Source organism: Parabacteroides sp. ZJ-118, from assembly GCF_011038785.1.
Classification (GTDB): domain Bacteria; phylum Bacteroidota; class Bacteroidia; order Bacteroidales; family Tannerellaceae; genus Parabacteroides.
Genome location: NZ_JAAKDT010000054.1, coordinates 1 through 15,829, shown reverse-complemented (window position 1 = coordinate 15,829; position 15,829 = coordinate 1). Strand labels below are relative to the sequence as shown.

The 15,829-nt window shown below is 40.8% G+C and carries 19 protein-coding genes; all 19 read left to right on the top strand.

Translation table 11 applies throughout. The features are described from left to right. Nucleotides 1-256: PD-(D/E)XK nuclease domain-containing protein (locus G7Y39_RS12260; RefSeq protein WP_206225170.1), on the top strand; the 256-nt coding region annotated here is incomplete at its 5' end. A gap of 210 nt (nucleotides 257-466) precedes the next feature. Continuing rightward, complete coding sequence (gene rfbA / locus G7Y39_RS12255) at nucleotides 467-1,372, top strand: glucose-1-phosphate thymidylyltransferase RfbA (protein WP_165157741.1); 906 nt, start codon at nucleotides 467-469, stop codon at nucleotides 1,370-1,372. Nucleotide 1,373: 1 nt separating this feature from the next. Further along, nucleotides 1,374-1,925, top strand: coding sequence for a dTDP-4-dehydrorhamnose 3,5-epimerase (gene rfbC, locus G7Y39_RS12250; RefSeq protein ID WP_165157740.1), 552 nt, complete (start codon nucleotides 1,374-1,376; stop codon nucleotides 1,923-1,925). After that, nucleotides 1,925-2,797 carry a dTDP-4-dehydrorhamnose reductase gene (gene rfbD / locus G7Y39_RS12245; RefSeq protein ID WP_165157743.1) on the top strand — a complete coding sequence of 291 codons (873 nt, stop codon included), beginning with the start codon at nucleotides 1,925-1,927 and terminating at the stop codon, nucleotides 2,795-2,797. The genes rfbC and rfbD overlap by 1 nt, the downstream gene beginning before the upstream one ends. After that, nucleotides 2,787-3,920 carry a dTDP-glucose 4,6-dehydratase gene (locus G7Y39_RS12240; RefSeq protein ID WP_165157739.1) on the top strand — a complete coding sequence of 378 codons (1,134 nt, stop codon included), beginning with the start codon at nucleotides 2,787-2,789 and terminating at the stop codon, nucleotides 3,918-3,920. Before rfbD ends, G7Y39_RS12240 begins: the two co-directional genes overlap by 11 nt. Before the next feature lie 9 nt (nucleotides 3,921-3,929). Beyond that, nucleotides 3,930-5,270 carry a lipopolysaccharide biosynthesis protein gene (locus tag G7Y39_RS12235; protein ID WP_165157738.1) on the top strand — a complete coding sequence of 447 codons (1,341 nt, stop codon included), beginning with the start codon at nucleotides 3,930-3,932 and terminating at the stop codon, nucleotides 5,268-5,270. Between the two features lie 4 nt (nucleotides 5,271-5,274). Further along, nucleotides 5,275-6,399 carry an EpsG family protein gene (locus G7Y39_RS12230; RefSeq protein WP_165157737.1) on the top strand — a complete coding sequence of 375 codons (1,125 nt, stop codon included), beginning with the start codon at nucleotides 5,275-5,277 and terminating at the stop codon, nucleotides 6,397-6,399. A gap of 8 nt (nucleotides 6,400-6,407) precedes the next feature. Next, nucleotides 6,408-7,334 carry a glycosyltransferase family 2 protein gene (locus G7Y39_RS12225; protein ID WP_165157736.1) on the top strand — a complete coding sequence of 309 codons (927 nt, stop codon included), beginning with the start codon at nucleotides 6,408-6,410 and terminating at the stop codon, nucleotides 7,332-7,334. A 39-nt stretch (nucleotides 7,335-7,373) separates the two neighbouring features. After that, complete coding sequence (locus tag G7Y39_RS12220; RefSeq protein ID WP_165157735.1) at nucleotides 7,374-8,537, top strand: glycoside hydrolase family 99-like domain-containing protein; 1,164 nt, start codon at nucleotides 7,374-7,376, stop codon at nucleotides 8,535-8,537. Continuing rightward, nucleotides 8,488-9,240, top strand: coding sequence for a glycosyltransferase (locus tag G7Y39_RS12215; protein WP_370520376.1), 753 nt, complete (start codon nucleotides 8,488-8,490; stop codon nucleotides 9,238-9,240). Before G7Y39_RS12220 ends, G7Y39_RS12215 begins: the two co-directional genes overlap by 50 nt. 52 nt (nucleotides 9,241-9,292) lie before the next feature. Beyond that, entirely contained in the window at nucleotides 9,293-10,123 is an 831-nt protein-coding gene (locus tag G7Y39_RS12210) for a glycosyltransferase family 2 protein (RefSeq protein WP_165157734.1), read from the top strand. A 155-nt stretch (nucleotides 10,124-10,278) separates the two neighbouring features. Continuing rightward, on the top strand, nucleotides 10,279-10,866 hold the full coding sequence (locus tag G7Y39_RS12205; protein WP_255453025.1) for a glycosyltransferase: 588 nt from the start codon (nucleotides 10,279-10,281) through the stop codon (nucleotides 10,864-10,866). Continuing rightward, a complete protein-coding gene (locus G7Y39_RS12200) occupies nucleotides 10,863-11,447 on the top strand; it encodes a DapH/DapD/GlmU-related protein (RefSeq protein WP_165157732.1) in 585 nt (194 codons plus the stop codon). The genes G7Y39_RS12205 and G7Y39_RS12200 overlap by 4 nt, the downstream gene beginning before the upstream one ends. Continuing rightward, nucleotides 11,444-12,283, top strand: a complete 840-nt coding sequence (locus G7Y39_RS12195) for a polysaccharide deacetylase family protein (RefSeq protein WP_165157731.1) — start codon at nucleotides 11,444-11,446, stop codon at nucleotides 12,281-12,283. Before G7Y39_RS12200 ends, G7Y39_RS12195 begins: the two co-directional genes overlap by 4 nt. 5 nt (nucleotides 12,284-12,288) lie before the next feature. Next, the gene (locus tag G7Y39_RS12190; protein WP_165157730.1) at nucleotides 12,289-13,233 is read left to right on the top strand and encodes an NAD-dependent epimerase/dehydratase family protein; all 945 of its coding nucleotides are present in this window, start codon (nucleotides 12,289-12,291) and stop codon (nucleotides 13,231-13,233) included. A gap of 5 nt (nucleotides 13,234-13,238) precedes the next feature. Continuing rightward, nucleotides 13,239-14,207, top strand: coding sequence for a glycosyltransferase family 4 protein (locus G7Y39_RS12185; protein WP_165157729.1), 969 nt, complete (start codon nucleotides 13,239-13,241; stop codon nucleotides 14,205-14,207). After that, nucleotides 14,204-14,593 (top strand): WbuC family cupin fold metalloprotein, encoded by a 390-nt coding sequence (locus tag G7Y39_RS12180; RefSeq protein WP_165157728.1) that lies wholly within the window; start codon nucleotides 14,204-14,206, stop codon nucleotides 14,591-14,593. Before G7Y39_RS12185 ends, G7Y39_RS12180 begins: the two co-directional genes overlap by 4 nt. A gap of 352 nt (nucleotides 14,594-14,945) precedes the next feature. Then, the gene (locus G7Y39_RS12175) at nucleotides 14,946-15,278 is read left to right on the top strand and encodes a hypothetical protein (RefSeq protein ID WP_165157727.1); all 333 of its coding nucleotides are present in this window, start codon (nucleotides 14,946-14,948) and stop codon (nucleotides 15,276-15,278) included. Then, a complete protein-coding gene (gene tnpB / locus G7Y39_RS12170) occupies nucleotides 15,275-15,607 on the top strand; it encodes an IS66 family insertion sequence element accessory protein TnpB (protein WP_165157726.1) in 333 nt (110 codons plus the stop codon). Before G7Y39_RS12175 ends, tnpB begins: the two co-directional genes overlap by 4 nt. The last annotated feature ends 222 nt before the right edge of the window (nucleotides 15,608-15,829 follow it).

The following is a 15,829-nucleotide window of genomic DNA, read 5'->3' as shown; positions in this document are numbered from 1 at the left end:
GTATGTGGATGTGGAAGTCCGTACTCCCAGAGGCCGTGTGGATATGGTGATGCGCACACCGACAACGCTCTACATCGTGGAATTGAAGTTGAACAAGACCGCAGGCATTACCCTCGATCAAATCCATCTGCGCAATTACCCGGAACGCTTCGCCCTCTGCGGCCTGCCCATCGTAAAGGTCGCCATCAACTTTGACAGTGAGCGGCATACGTTAGGAGATTGGATGATTGAACCCTCTTCCCTGATCGGGGAATAGTCTCTTCCCTGGTAAGGGAAAGGAGGTTTCCCTGGTAAGGGAAGACCTCTTTCCCAACCTGGCTCTGTCAAGTCAGTGTGGTTATGTGGACATCAATATACAAAGAGCACATATTGAAGTCGGAAGAATAATGATTGCTAAATCAGCAGTTTATAAGTTTGTCCGGTTGTGTATAGATGCTTACTAATTTTTTAATTCTATTTTTTTTTCATGAAAGGCATTGTATTGGCCGGAGGATCCGGCACACGGTTGTATCCGATTACCAAAGGTGTCAGCAAACAGTTGCTGCCGATATTTGACAAGCCGATGGTGTATTACCCGATATCGACGCTTATGCTTGCCGGGATTCGGGATATCCTTATCATCTCTACTCCGGCAGACTTGCCGGGATTCAAGCGTCTGCTTGGCGACGGGTCAGACTACGGTGTAAAATTCACATACGCCGAACAGCCATCGCCCGATGGCCTGGCTCAGGCATTCATCATCGGGAAGGATTTCATTGGCTGTGATTCGGCATGTTTGGTGTTGGGTGACAATATATTCCACGGGTCAGGCTTTTCCGAAGTGCTTGCAAAATCAGTGGCTGCCGCCGAAAATGAGGCAAAGGCTACAGTGTTCGGCTATTGGGTGAATGACCCGGAACGATATGGTGTCGCCGAGTTTGACGACAACGGCAATTGCCTTTCAATAGAGGAAAAACCCGAGCATCCGAAGTCGAACTATGCCGTTGTCGGCCTCTACTTTTACCCTAACAAGGTGGTCGATGTGGCAGCACATATCAAACCCTCTGCTCGTGGCGAACTGGAAATTACTACAGTCAACCAGGAATTTCTTAAGGACGGCGATCTGAAAGTGCAGACACTGCCGCGCGGCTTCGCATGGCTTGATACCGGCACGCATGATTCTTTGGCCGAAGCATCAATCTATGTCGAGGTACTCGAAAAGCGGCAGGGCTTGAAGATAGCCTGCCTTGAAGGCATCGCCTACCGTCAGGGATGGATTTCAAAAGAGAAGATGATTGGACTTGCCCGGCCGATGCTGAAGAACCAATACGGGCAATATCTTATGAAGGTTATTGAGGAAGTAGAGCGCACCGGCAATAAGAATCTTGACTGATATGAATCTTATAAAGACTGATATAGAAGGCGTGGTCATCCTTGAACCACGAGTTTTCACCGATGCCCGAGGTTACTTCTTTGAGAACTATAACAAGAGGGCTTTTGAGGAGCTTGTTGGTCCGGTGGACTTTGTTCAGGACAATGAATCCTGCTCGTCGCGAGGTGTGATGCGCGGCTTGCATTTTCAGCGTCCGCCACATGCCCAAGCCAAATTGGTGCGCTGTGTGCGCGGTTCGGTTCTTGATGTCGCTGTCGATATTCGCAAAGGCTCGCCGACATACGGCAAGCATGTATCCTGCCTTTTGACCGAACACAATCACCGCCAGTTTTTCATTCCACGGGGCTTTGCGCACGGCTTTGCTGTATTGAGCGATACCGCCGTATTTCAGTATAAGTGCGACAACTATTATTGCCCTGAGGCCGACGGAGGAATCTCCATCCTCGATAGTTCCCTCGGCATCAATTGGCAGTTCGAACTTTCCGAAGCTATACTTTCGGAGAAAGACAAGCATCATCCGCTTTTTGCAAACTTTGATTCCCCTTTTGAATGATGAACATACTTGTAACAGGCGCAAACGGACAGCTCGGCAATTGCATGAGACTTACCGCAAAGGAGTCAAGCGATAATTACATCTTTACAGATGTAGCAGAACTTGACATTACCGATTCTGCCGCCGTCGAAAAGGCGGTAATGGCAAACGATATAAAAGTAATCGTCAACTGTGCCGCCTATACCAATGTCGACAAGGCGGAAACAGATGTTCTCTTGGCTGAGAGACTCAATGCCAAGGCAGTCGGAAACCTTGCGGAAGCAATCAAGGCAAATGCCGGAACGCTTATCCATATTTCCACCGACTATGTGTTTGGCGGTTCGCAGGGCAACACGCCTCGCACGGAGGACGAGCCGGTAAATCCGACCGGTGTCTATGGGCTTACAAAGTTGCATGGCGAGCAAGCGATCGCCACTTCGGGATGCAAGGCTCTTATTTTCCGCACGGCATGGCTCTATTCAGAGTATGGAAAGAACTTCGTCAAGACCATGCTCAACCTCACATCGACAAAGCCGGAGCTGAAAGTTGTGTTCGACCAAGTCGGCACACCGACATACGCGCAAGACCTTGCCGATGCCATCTTCGGCATCATCGAACGTCGCCAGTTCGCAGGTCACGAGGGTATATATCATTATTCCAACGAGGGCGTATGTTCGTGGTACGACTTCACAAAGATGATTGCCTCCATCGCTGGAAACATGGATTGTGATATTCAGCCGTGCCACTCCGACGAGTTTCCGTCTTCGGTTGTTCGGCCCTTTTATTCTGTACTCGACAAGACAAAATACAAGCAAACATTTGGCAAGACGATTCCCTATTGGACGGAATCTCTTAAAGCCTGCATTAAAAATCTGAAACATCATGAAGCGTAACATTCTCATCACCGGCGGAGCCGGATTTATCGGCAGCCATGTCGTGCGGCTGTTTGTAAACAAATACCCCGACTACCACATCGTCAATCTTGACAAACTGACCTACGCCGGCAACCTCGCCAACCTGAAGGAGATCGAGGACAGACCGAACTATACATTTGTTAGGGCAGACATCGTTGACTTTGAGGTTATGCGTCGGATAATGGATGAGCATGAAATCGATGGCATCATCCACCTTGCCGCCGAAAGCCATGTCGATCGTTCCATAAAGGATCCGTTCACCTTCGCCCGGACCAATGTGATGGGCACGTTGTCGCTGCTTCAAGCCGCGAAAGAGTATTGGGAAACACTGCCGGAAAAGTACGAGGGTAAACGCTTCTACCATATATCCACCGATGAAGTATATGGTGCATTGGAGTTGACGAACCCCAAGGGCATCGAGTCTCCTTTTACCACCGCCGCTTCGTCGGAACACCACCATGCCTACGGCACGGTGTTCTTCTTGGAGACAACCAAATACAATCCGCACTCGCCATACTCTGCCTCCAAGGCTTCGAGCGACCACTTCGTCCGAGCCTACCACGATACCTACGGCATGCCGACAATCGTCACCAACTGCTCGAATAACTATGGCCCATATCAGTTCCCGGAAAAGCTGATCCCGTTGTTCATCAACAATATCCGCCACCGCAAGCCGCTCCCGGTCTACGGCAAGGGTGAGAACGTGCGTGACTGGCTCTATGTAGAAGACCATGCACGAGCAATCGACCTGATTTTCCACAAAGGGATAATCGCCGAGACTTACAACATCGGCGGCTTCAACGAGTGGAAGAACATCGACATCATCAAGGTCATTATCAAGACCGTTGACCGTCTCCTCGGCAATCCCGAAGGCTATTCCGACGAGTTAATCACCTACGTCACCGACCGCCTCGGCCACGATATGCGCTACGCCATCGACTCACGCAAACTGCAACGCGAACTCGGCTGGGAACCCTCGCTCCAGTTCGAGGAGGGCATCGAGCGCACCGTCCGTTGGTACCTCGACCATCAAGACTGGATGGACAACATCACCTCAGGGGACTACGAGCGCTACTACGAGGATATGTACAAGAATCGTTAAGTACGATATATGAATATCAGATCTTTCTTTAAGGGAGAAGAACGAACAGTCAAGGCTAAGAAGAATATACTTGCATCTTTTTTTATAAAAGGGGTGGATTCTTTAGTATATCTTCTTCTTGTTCCAGTGACACTCGGATATATTAATCCATACGAGTATGGGATTTGGCTTACCCTGAATTCAATACTCATGTGGATTAATTCTTTTGACATCGGACTCGGCAATGGAATGCGGAATAAACTTGCCGAGACAATGGCTAAAGGTGACCGGACGCTTGGAAGAATATATGTCAGCACAACATTCTTCATGTTGGTCGCATTAATGCTAATATTGATAGTGATTGGAACCCTGTTTGCACCACTGATTGATTGGTATGACATATTAGGTGCCACACAAGATCGAGTGCCTCATCTAAATGAAATAGTGTATATTTCATTTGTAATATTTTGCCTAAACTTCATATTTAAGTTTATTGGTAATGTTTATCTTGCGATGCAACTGCCGGCAGTTAATAACCTGATGGTGGTATCAGGGCATCTTCTTTCATTGATAATTATTTATGTATTCACTTTTACAGTTTCCGGTAGTCTATTTTGGGTCGCTATTGTTTATTCTGCTTCACCACTAGTTGTATATTTGATCGCATATCCGGTAACTTTTAATAAAATATATCCGTATTTTAAACCATCAATACATTTTTTCAAGAAGGAATACGTAAAAGAATTATTCAATTTGAGTATGCTGTTCTTTCTGCTTCAGTTATCGGGTATTTTGTTATTTGCATTTTCCAATTTACTCATTTCTCACATGTTCGGGCCGGAAAATGTTACACCGTACAATATCTCATATCGATATTTCAGTATTATGCCAATGCTTATAAACCTGATATTGGCGCCCATGTGGTCAGCCACCACCGATGCGTACGCAAAGGGGGATATGTCGTGGATAAAACGTACAATGGATAATGTTAAGAAGATACTCATATTTGCATCTGCGGGACTAATATTGATGGTCGTGATATCAGAATATGTATATCAAATATGGATTGGCACAGAAGTACACATACCGATTATCATGTCTTTGGTTATGTCTATATATATCTGCATATTGATATGGAGTTTGGCATTCTCAAATTTCCTTAATGGTCTTGGTAAATTACGTATACAAACCATAAATACAATTGCCGTTGCTATATTATATGTTCCAATATCTTACATTTTGGGCAAGCATTTGGGGATAATAGGAATATTGGTTGGAATGTGTGTGCTGAATAGCTCTGGATTAATATTTAATTATATCCAATTTAATAAAGTGATAAACGGTACCTCAAAAGGAATTTGGGACAAATAAGGGAATGTTAGTCTATATAATACCTACAATATATTGCCTATGGGGGATATATCATTATGACTATAGGCAAAATTCCGAAGGAAAAATAGTTTGTTTTTATCTTCTTTCGGTTTATCTTGCTGTGATATCTGGATTAAGTTATAAAGTGGGTGGTGATTCGGGTTTTTATATGGATTTATACACATTTGTTCCCACGTTAGAGAGCCTAAAAAAGTCAGATTATTCTGATTCGTCGTACCAACCATTATATTTCTTATTGTGCGTACTTTGTAAATCTATTACGCCAAAAATATGGTTAATGCATCTAATTCAGTCACTGATAGTATGTATTGTATATTTCAGATTTATAAGGAATCATACTCGATATCTATTTACCGGCGCATTTATGTTTATGACATGCATGTATACTTATTTTTGTTATGAAATCTACAAAGAATCAATTGCTGTTTCCATGATGCTAATCGGATACCAATATTTACCACAAAAAAAATATCTAAAGTATTATATTTATGCTACATTATCCATAATGTTTCATTTTAGTGGCATAATAGCTTTTTTTATCCCATTTCTTCGTAAATTGAAATTCAACAAGGTTTTGTTAATATGGATTGGTGTATTGCTGTTCGTGTTAACCGGTTTTCAGACATATGTTACATATTTTATAAGTAGCGATATGATAATCCAAAAATTGGATTATTACGTATTAGTTGCTACAGATAAGTATAATGATAACTGGTATCTTATGGCTCTAATCAGGAATGTGTTGATTCCATTGTTTACGGCCATATTATTTAAACAACTTTATAAAAATGTTCCCAATCAGTGGTCGTATGTATTGTATGTTCTATTAGGAATTGGCACATTGCAATTAGCCCAAATATTTGAACGTCCGATTAACTATGTTCTTCCTTTTGTCGTTCTTTCACTTTCTGAAATTATGGGTGGTGCATACAAAAAGCGAGCTTATAAATTCCTTACAACTTTCTTTGTGTGCTTTATTTTCTGGTTTGGATGTCGAGGTTGGTTTTATGCAAGAGAAGAAGTATGGCGTTTAATGATTCCATATGAATCAATTTTTGACGAAAAGAATAACAGAGAACGAGAAAAAGTAATCATGCAGATACATTAATAAGGGCTATGATTGAAAAAGATGATATAGCAGTACTATTATCAGCTTACAACGGATCTGAATACATAAAAGAACAACTTGATTCGATAATAAGTCAAAAATCCGTATCGATCAAATTGATCGTGCGTGATGATGGTTCGACTGATGATACATATCAAAAGTTGTTATTTTTCAAGGAAAAGCATCCGGATACTGATATAATTCTAATTAAAGGAGAAAACGTAGGATATGTTAAGAGTTTCTACCTGCTAACGAAATTCGCATTGGAGAAATTCCCGGGTATCCAATATTTTTCATTTTCTGACCATGATGATATTTGGTTACCAGACAAACTTATTTTAGCTGTTTCTAATATAGACAACGATTCTACACATCCTTGTCTATATTGCTCTAATGCTATGATGGTTGATAAAAATCTCAACAAGATTGGATTATTCAGAAAGGAGAGTAAACCACATATTAATCCTAAGACATGTTTAATACAAAATATTGTTACAGGCTGTACAACATTATTCAATCGCGAAGCGGCACGACTATATGTAAATCATCAAATACCTGATATAAAAGTTCATGATCAGTACTTATACATATTATGTACATTATTCGGTAGGGTAGTATATGATTGTTATCCTCACATTCTATATCGGCAACACGGTAATAACCAAATAGGCAAGCCTTCGTTGAAGAATAGGATAAGTACAAGTATGAAGAGACTATTGTCAGACTCTCATTCCTTAGAATATCGTGCACAATTAATATATGAAGAGTTTCGCCAAAATCTTAAGGGTGAATCATTAAATGCAGTAAGCAAACTAGCTCTTTATCGAAAATCAATTTTTAATCGGATATCTCTATTCTTTGATACAGATTTTAGATATGACTCAATAATTAGCAACATAATATTCCGATTCAAAATTATTATTGGACGTGTGTAGAATGTGATTAATTCAATATCAATACAAAATAACATAGATATGATAGACCCTAAATTAATTGCAATATATTTCCCACAATTTCATTCTATTCCAGAAAATGACAAGTGGTGGGGAAAAGGTTTTAATGATTGGAATTTGGTGGAAAATGCCAAACCTCTATTTCAAGGACATAACCAACCGAAAGTTCCTCTTGATGGAATGTATAATCCTTGTGATAAAGAAACGCTTAAACATCAGGCCGATCTTGCAAGAAAATATGGAATCCATGGTTTTATGTTTTATCATTACTGGTTTGATGGTAAACTACTGCTAGAAAAACCAATGGAAACATTGCGAGATAATACTGACATAGATATAAACTATTGTGTATGTTGGGCAAACGGCACATGGACTCGGGCATGGGAAGGAGAGTCCGAAATCTTGATTGAACAGAAACATACGAATGACCCTGAGATCTGGAAAGCCCATTTTAATTACTTATTACCATTTTTTAAGGACAAAAGGGCTATACGAAAAGATGGAAAACCTGTTTTTTTAGTATATCAACCTAATTTGTTGAATAATACTAAGGAAATGTTTGATCTATGGAGTCAACTTGCAGTAGAACATGGTTTGCCCGGATTATATACAATTGCAATTAAAAACTACGATTTCGGTAATCATACTTCATTTTTAAAGTATTATGATGGTATGATGAAATTTCAGCCAAGGGAAGCCTTTACATCGAAATACTTCAAAGGGAATTCAACAAACAAATTCCAATTTTTGCGTCGTCTTCCTCCATTTCTATGGAAAATAATCCAAAATATATATTTGAAGTTTAAAAGCTACACAATGGTGAATGGGGATGAGATCTGGAGTATTATTCTTCATCAAGCATATGTGGCACAATATCCACAATATGACTTGGATATCTACGAATGTGGTTTCATTGAGTGGGATAATACCTCTAGATATAAGAATAAAGCTAAAATATTCTCCCGCCCAAATAGATCTAACTTGGAAAGATATATTAGCGAACTTTATTCTAAAGCAGTTAAACACAATTCAGAATTCATTTTTTGGAATGCATGGAATGAGTGGTCAGAAAGTGCATATTTAGAGCCTGACAAAATGAGAGGATATGAAAATTTGGAACTCATTCATAATATAAATACCCCCCCCCACCACCCCGATAATTTCTTGTTGTATAGCAACTTATAACGGAGGTAGGTATTTAAAATATCAAATACTTTCAATTCTCAATCAGTTATCTGAGCATGATGAAATCATCATTTCGGATGATCAATCTACCGATAATACTTTGGATATAATCAGAAGCTTTAATGATGACCGAATAAAAATATTTAATCACAAAAAAGAGTTTTGTTCATCTTCATCTGCATATGCTGCCAAAAATTTTGAAAATGCGATTTCCCATGCAAAAGGAGACATTATATTCCTTTCAGATCAGGACGATGTTTGGTTACCAAATAAAGTTAGGGTAATGACTGAATACCTTAAAAACTATGATTTAGTTATCAGCGACGCATATGTCACAGATAGTAACCTAAATGTATTATATAATACCAGGTTTTATCCGGGATGTGGGCAAACAAAGAATCTATTTAAAGCATACATATCCACTCATCCATATCAAGGAAGTTGTATGGCATTTAGATCAAGTATCTTGAGAAAGGCACTTCCCTTTCCGAAAGGCGTGACATCTCACGATACATGGCTTGGCTATATAGGATCGACTTTTTATAAAGTAAAATTGATTCCTGAAAAACTAATGTATTACCGCAGACATGACAATGTGGTGTCTATTACAGGAGAAAAAAGCGACAAGCCAGTTATGATTAAAGTTCGTAACAGACTAAAATATCTTGTTCTTTTAATTCTGCGAGGATGTAAGTTAATTTGAACTTTTTGATTAGACTAACTGGAAATTAATTATCATTGAATGAGAATAAAGTATGACCGAATATAATTATACTCTTACTGTAAGTATAGTAATATATTGTAATGATAAAAGGGAGTTAATGGAGGCTGTTAACTCTGTATTAGAGTCAAACGGAGTAAAACTTAAATTATATATAATTGATAATTCTCCCACAGATGCACTGAAGAATTTATTCAAAGACCAAAGAATAGAGTATATCTTTAATAACAATAACATTGGTTTTGGTGCAGCCCATAATATAGCCTTACAAAAGGCTATTAATGAGTCACAATATCATTTGTGTCTAAATCCAGATATTCAATTCTCATCTAATGTGCTTAAGGAGATCATAGGATATATGGACATTCATCAAAACATCGGTCAACTGCTTCCAAGAATTATCGATGAAAATGGTAATTTAGCCCGAAGACAAAGGCGCTTACTACCGACTCCTTTTATCACATTTTTTAGAGGAATTTTCAAAGGCTTTCCATTCACAAAAAAAACCACAGAGAAATATTTCACGCGATTCAAGAGTTATGATGAAGAAATGCCGGCTCCTTTCTTATCTGGTTGCTTTATATTTCTTAGAAGTAAGGTTATAAAAGAGGTCGGAATGTTTGACGAACGATTTTTTATGTATTACGAAGATGTAGACTTGTCAAGAAGAATCTTCGCGTATTGTGGTAATATGTATTGGCCCGGAGTGACAATAACTCATGTTGGCCATAGGGAAAGCCACCGGAATTGGAGATTGTCAAAAATCCACATATCAAGTGCCATTAAATATTATAACAAATGGGGGTGGCTTGATAAAGAACGTAAACAGATCAACAATAAAGTATTGTCTATGTATGGCAAATAAATCCACTTTATATCAAATCAAAGTAATTCTTTATTCAGAATTTTAATGAAGAAAATCGCAATAATCGGAGCTGGGAACGGAGGGTAAGCAATGGCCGGGCATCAGACTTCTATGGGGCACAAAGTTAAAGTGTATGACCGGAATACACAAAAAATATCAGACCTCAAAGAGAAGAAAGAGATGGTTACAGAATAATGATGGCAGGCAATTTAGGCAGTGCTCAAACCATAAGGTCCGTTATGGCAGCGACACTTATGCTTAAGGAGCGTAAAGATATAAAATGGATTTTTGTCGGGGATGGCAGCGAGAAAAAATATATGGAGGAATTTATTGATAAGCATAACCTTGGTGACACTGTATTCCTAATGGGACGTTACCCGGGGAATTATATGGGGGCTTTTTTTGGACAAGCAGATGCCATGTTGATTACGTTACGAGCCGAGTTCCCTCATATTAGAGCTGTTGTTCCGGCTCGCTTACAAAGTTATATGTCTTCAGGCAAACCGATTATTGCCATGGCAGATGGAGGAGTTGCCGATCTCGTTAGTGAAGCTGATTGTGGCATTTGTGTTAAGGCTGAAGATTTCAATAGTTTATGTACAATTATTACAAACGATATTATTCCAAATAGAGAAAAATTTGCCATAAAGGGACAAAATGGACGACGTTATTATGAACGATTCTTCACCACTCAGCAATGCATTAACAAATTAGAATCAATAATTAATTTGTCTGAAAAATGAGTAATAAATTAAGTTTGACTTATAGGCTTTTAAAAAAAATCGGGCTGAATTACTCCGAAGAAGAATATGGGCAAATTGGGCCTCTCGATGTAATTGGACATGCTTTCAAGAATCCTTATCATGCCCTATTGCAGAGTATGATGAACTGGGTGATTTTTGAGCCTGTAGCGCCACGACTGTTTCGGCCATGGCTATTGCGTAGAATGGGGTGTACAGTTGGCAAAAATGTCTTTATAGGAGATCATGTTAAAGTGGACTTAAATCATGCAAAATTAATCACACTTGAAGAAAGGGCGCATGTGGCAAGTGGCACTCGTTTACTGTGTCATCAAAGGAACTTATCTCATTATTGTCAAGGTGATGATTATGCAAAACTTGGCTACATACTTAAACCAATTCATCTATGTAAAGGAAGCTTAGTCGGTATGGAATCATTCGTTATGCCTGGTGTCACGATTGGCGAAGGTGCGATAGTCGGAGCAGGGTCGCTTGTAACTAAGGACATTCCGGCATGGACGATTGCAACAGGCCGTCCGGCAAAAGTTGTAAAGGAAATCCCCAAACGAGATAATTCAATATGAATATTCTTACTTTTGATGTTGAAGAATGGTATAACTGTGACTTCATTTCCGAAAATTTCAATTGGAATAATTATGAAGTCCGAATATATGAAGGCGTTGGACGTATCCTTGACGAACTTGCAAAACATGAAATCAAAGGTACATTTTTTTGTTTAGGATGGTTGGCAGAAAATCATCCATCAATTATCAAGAGAATTCACGATGAAGGCCACCAAGTCGGATGCCATTCATATCAGCACCAACTTTCTACACGCTTTTCTCCGGATTCGTTTAGAGCGGACACATATAAGGCGAAATCTCTTATCGAAGATGTGATAGGTGATGGTATAGAATGTTTTCGAGCTCCCGGTTTCTCAATAACTCACAAAAACTTATGGGCTTTTGATGTATTGCATGAACTCGGATTTAAATACGACTGCTCAATATTCCCCGCTCACCATGATTATGGAGGAATGCCGGATTATGGGTCATCTGAACCGGCAATTCTATTACAGAACGGGTACGAAATTAAAGAATTCCCAATAAATATCCACCGATTGTTCTGTAAAAATCTCGTCTTCTCCGGAGGCGGCTTTTTCAGGCTTTTCCCATACTGGCTTATTAAAAAGTGGGGGAAAGAGACTCCTTATATGATGACATATTTTCATCCACGGGACTTTGATTCCGACCAGCCGGTTATCAAGGAGCTCCCAAAGGTTCGCAAATTCAAAAGTTATGTAGGGCTGAAACATTCATTTGTTAAATTTCAAAAGATCTTGGCTGATTTTGATTTCGTCAATGTTGCTCAAGCAAATGATGTCATTGATTGGTCCTCAGCCAAGAGAATCAATTTATAAATAACATGAACATATTGATAACCGGTATCCACGGATTTGTGGGTTCTAATCTTGTGTCAGCCCTTAAAGACGGCAATACAATTTATGGTCTTGACATTGTTGCTCCGATAAAGGAGGGTGTTGTGAAAACATACTCTTGGGAGAATATGGAAGAGGACCAGTTACCGCAGGTCGATGCCGTCATACATCTTGCAGGTAAAGCCCATGACACAAGGAATGAGTCCGCCGCCGATATCTATTTTAAGGTTAACACCGACTTGACTAAAAAGGTCTTTGATTATTTCTTGAAGCATAAAGAGATCAATAAGTTTATCTTTTTTAGTTCTGTAAAGGCTGCAGTCGATAAGGTTCCGGGAAAGGTATTGACCGAAGATGTCACACCTTGTCCTGTCGGACCATACGGTGAGAGCAAGATCAAAGCTGAGGAATATATTTTGGCAAACCTCGACAAGGTTGATAGAAGACAGGTAATAATTCTTAGACCCTGTATGATTCATGGGCCGGGAAACAAAGGGAATCTAAATCTGCTCTACGGCTTTGTCAAAAAAGGTCTGCCTTGGCCACTCGGAGCATTTGAGAACCGCCGTACGTTCACGTCTGTGGATAATCTGACATTCGTAATCAATGGCTTGCTGACAAAAAATATCGCAAGCGGCATATACAACATGGCCGATGACAAGGCTCTGTCTACAAATGAACTTATTAACGTTATGTACGCCGCAATGGGTAAAAAAGCCCATATCTGGAAGATTAATCGAGGCCTTATTTCTTTTTGCGCACGAATGGGCGACATTCTTCATCTGCCGCTTAACACATTCCGCTTGGACAAGCTTACCGAAAACTATGTGGTGTCCAACGCAAAAATCAAAAAAACTCTTAGTATCGAGAAGATGCCAATCGGTGCTTGCGCCGGATTGACAAAAACTATTCAAAGTTTTCAAAATCAATAACCCACATGCTGTACATCGTTATCGCAATTTTGCTGATTCTGCTTGAATTGGCATACTTCCGTGTAGCTGACAGGTTCAATATCATAGACAAACCGAATATGCGCTCGTCGCATACCTCTATCACTCTTCGTGGCGGAGGTATTGTGTTTCTGTTCGGTGCTTGGATTTATGCGGCTTTCTTCGGATTGGACTACGGATGGTTTCTGCTTGGATTGACGCTCATCGGCTTGGTGAGCTTTGTCGATGACATCCATTCGCTGCCTGATTCTGCAAGGCTCGTGGTGCAGTTCGCGGCAATGTTCCTGATGTTCTACCAATTCGGGATCCTCAACTGGCAGGATGGGTGGATTGTGCTGATAGCTTTGATTGTCTGCGTAGGCATTACCAATGCCTACAACTTTATGGACGGCATAAACGGCATAACAGGCGGCTACTCCCTCGCCGTTCTTGCACCGCTCATTTATCTCAATCAGAGTCTCAATTTCATTGATATGCCGTTCCTGTTTGTGACCGGACTAAGCCTGTTGGTGTTCTGCTTCTTCAACTTCCGCAAGAAAGCCAAGTGCTTTGCCGGGGATGTCGGCTCGATCACCATCGCATTCATTTTGTTGTTCGCTCTTGGCAAACTGATACTACAAACCGGCGACTTCTCCTATATCGTCTTCCTTGCTGTCTATGGCGCAGATTCGGTGTTGACAATCTGCCACCGCATACAGCTACACGAAAACCTCGGCGAGGCACACCGCAAACACGCATATCAGATAATGGCAAATGAACTGAAGATTCCTCATGTGCAAGTGTCGCTGCTATATATGGCAATCCAACTCGCGATTTCATTCGGCATGATTTTCTGTCCTATTAACCATTATATCTATCTTGTAATTGCGACTATAGTATTGATGATTACATATCTCCTTTTTATGAAGAAGAACTATCATCTCCATGAAGAATATCTAATTTCCCGACAATCATGATAATCAACGACGAACTACTCGATAAAGTAACCGCTGAGGCCGAAGCAAGTCCTCGGCTTCGCATGAACTACAATCTCCACGAAAGCCTTGATGCAAAGGCACAGCGGCTTATCAACGTGCTGTTGCCGGGTACGCCGCTGCCGATTCATCGCCATAAACATACCGAAGAGACATACGTTCTATTGCGCGGCAAGATGTTTGTGGTCTTTTACGATGACCTTGGAGGACAGACAGAACGCTATCTGCTCGACCCGACGCAAGGCAACTACGGCGTACAGATACCCAAAGGTAGGTGGCATACCGTCGAAGTTGTCGAGCCGTCAGCTATCCTTGAAGTCAAAGATGGTCCGTACACGCCTCTCCAACCAGAAGATATTCTATACTGATGAGGAAGCGGATCTTATTGTGTAAGCCGAAGATAAGTGAGCGGTAAGCGTTCGGTGATACAGACAAGTCGGCTTTCATCGAAACGCATATGAACAAAAAAAGAGAGATGCTTGTTTTTATGAAAAAGATTATATTCCTTTGCGCAGATCATAAAGGAAGGAGTTTGCGGTATGGCAGAGAGTGCGGTTCAAATAGCATCTTATATATGCAGGCGATACCAAAAGGAATTTGGTACCCGAATTGATGAGATAAAGTTGCATAAGTTGCTTTATTTCAGCAAACCACTAATAGAGCGTATGGCTGGTTGATTGCAAACATCTACTTTTGTTTCCGTTTTAAAGATCAACAGAAATGGAAAGCAAAGATTATTTTGAGAAGGTCATGCAGGACTACAATCAGAATCGCAAAGGTCGTAGTCTGCGTAAGTATTGTAAGGATGAAGCAGTGGATTATGCTTGGCTCATCGAGTTTAAGAAGAGCTATCCTCAGAGAGTCCGGGAGCAAACGCTTTCCGGAGAGGATGCGTTTCTTCCGATATCCATACGTGAGGGACATTCGGAAAAGGCATTGGCATGGGAAGTCGCTTCATTGGTATTGAAGTCGCCGCAAGGAGAACGTTTGGAGATAAGAAGTACAAGTTTGTTTGTCGTGGCCGAGTTGCTACATAAAATGTCGCAGCCATGATAAATTTCACGAGTCGCCCCCGTTACTTTATAAAGTCAACCCCGACTGACATGCGCAAAGGACATGACGGTCTGGCATCCATAGTCCGGGAAGTTATGGGACACGATCCCCGGAATTACAATGAAGCCTTTATTTTTTATTCCAAAGACTACCGTAAGGTTAAGGTTCTTCATTATGACATCAATGGCTGGGTGCTGTATTCCAAGTGGTTCACTGACGGAAAGTTTTTGAGACCTGAGTTTGAGGGATGCAAGAAAAGCCATGAGTTGTCTCGTGAGACTTTGGTGTTGATATTGTCGACGTCGGTTCAGACAAGAATTAAGATATGAATATACAAGATGAGATAAGATCCTTGAATGCCCGGGCGGCTGCGGCTGAAGCGAAAGCCGCGGCTGCCAAACAAAGGGCCGCGGAATTGAATGCTTAGTAAGCGTCCAAGCACAGCCTGAGTAAAACCGACTACATTCGCGGCTGTAACATTAATCTTGATAAATTATGTATTACAGCAACGAAGATTTTGAAAACTTTTACATTCGCTACAAGGCGGAGGG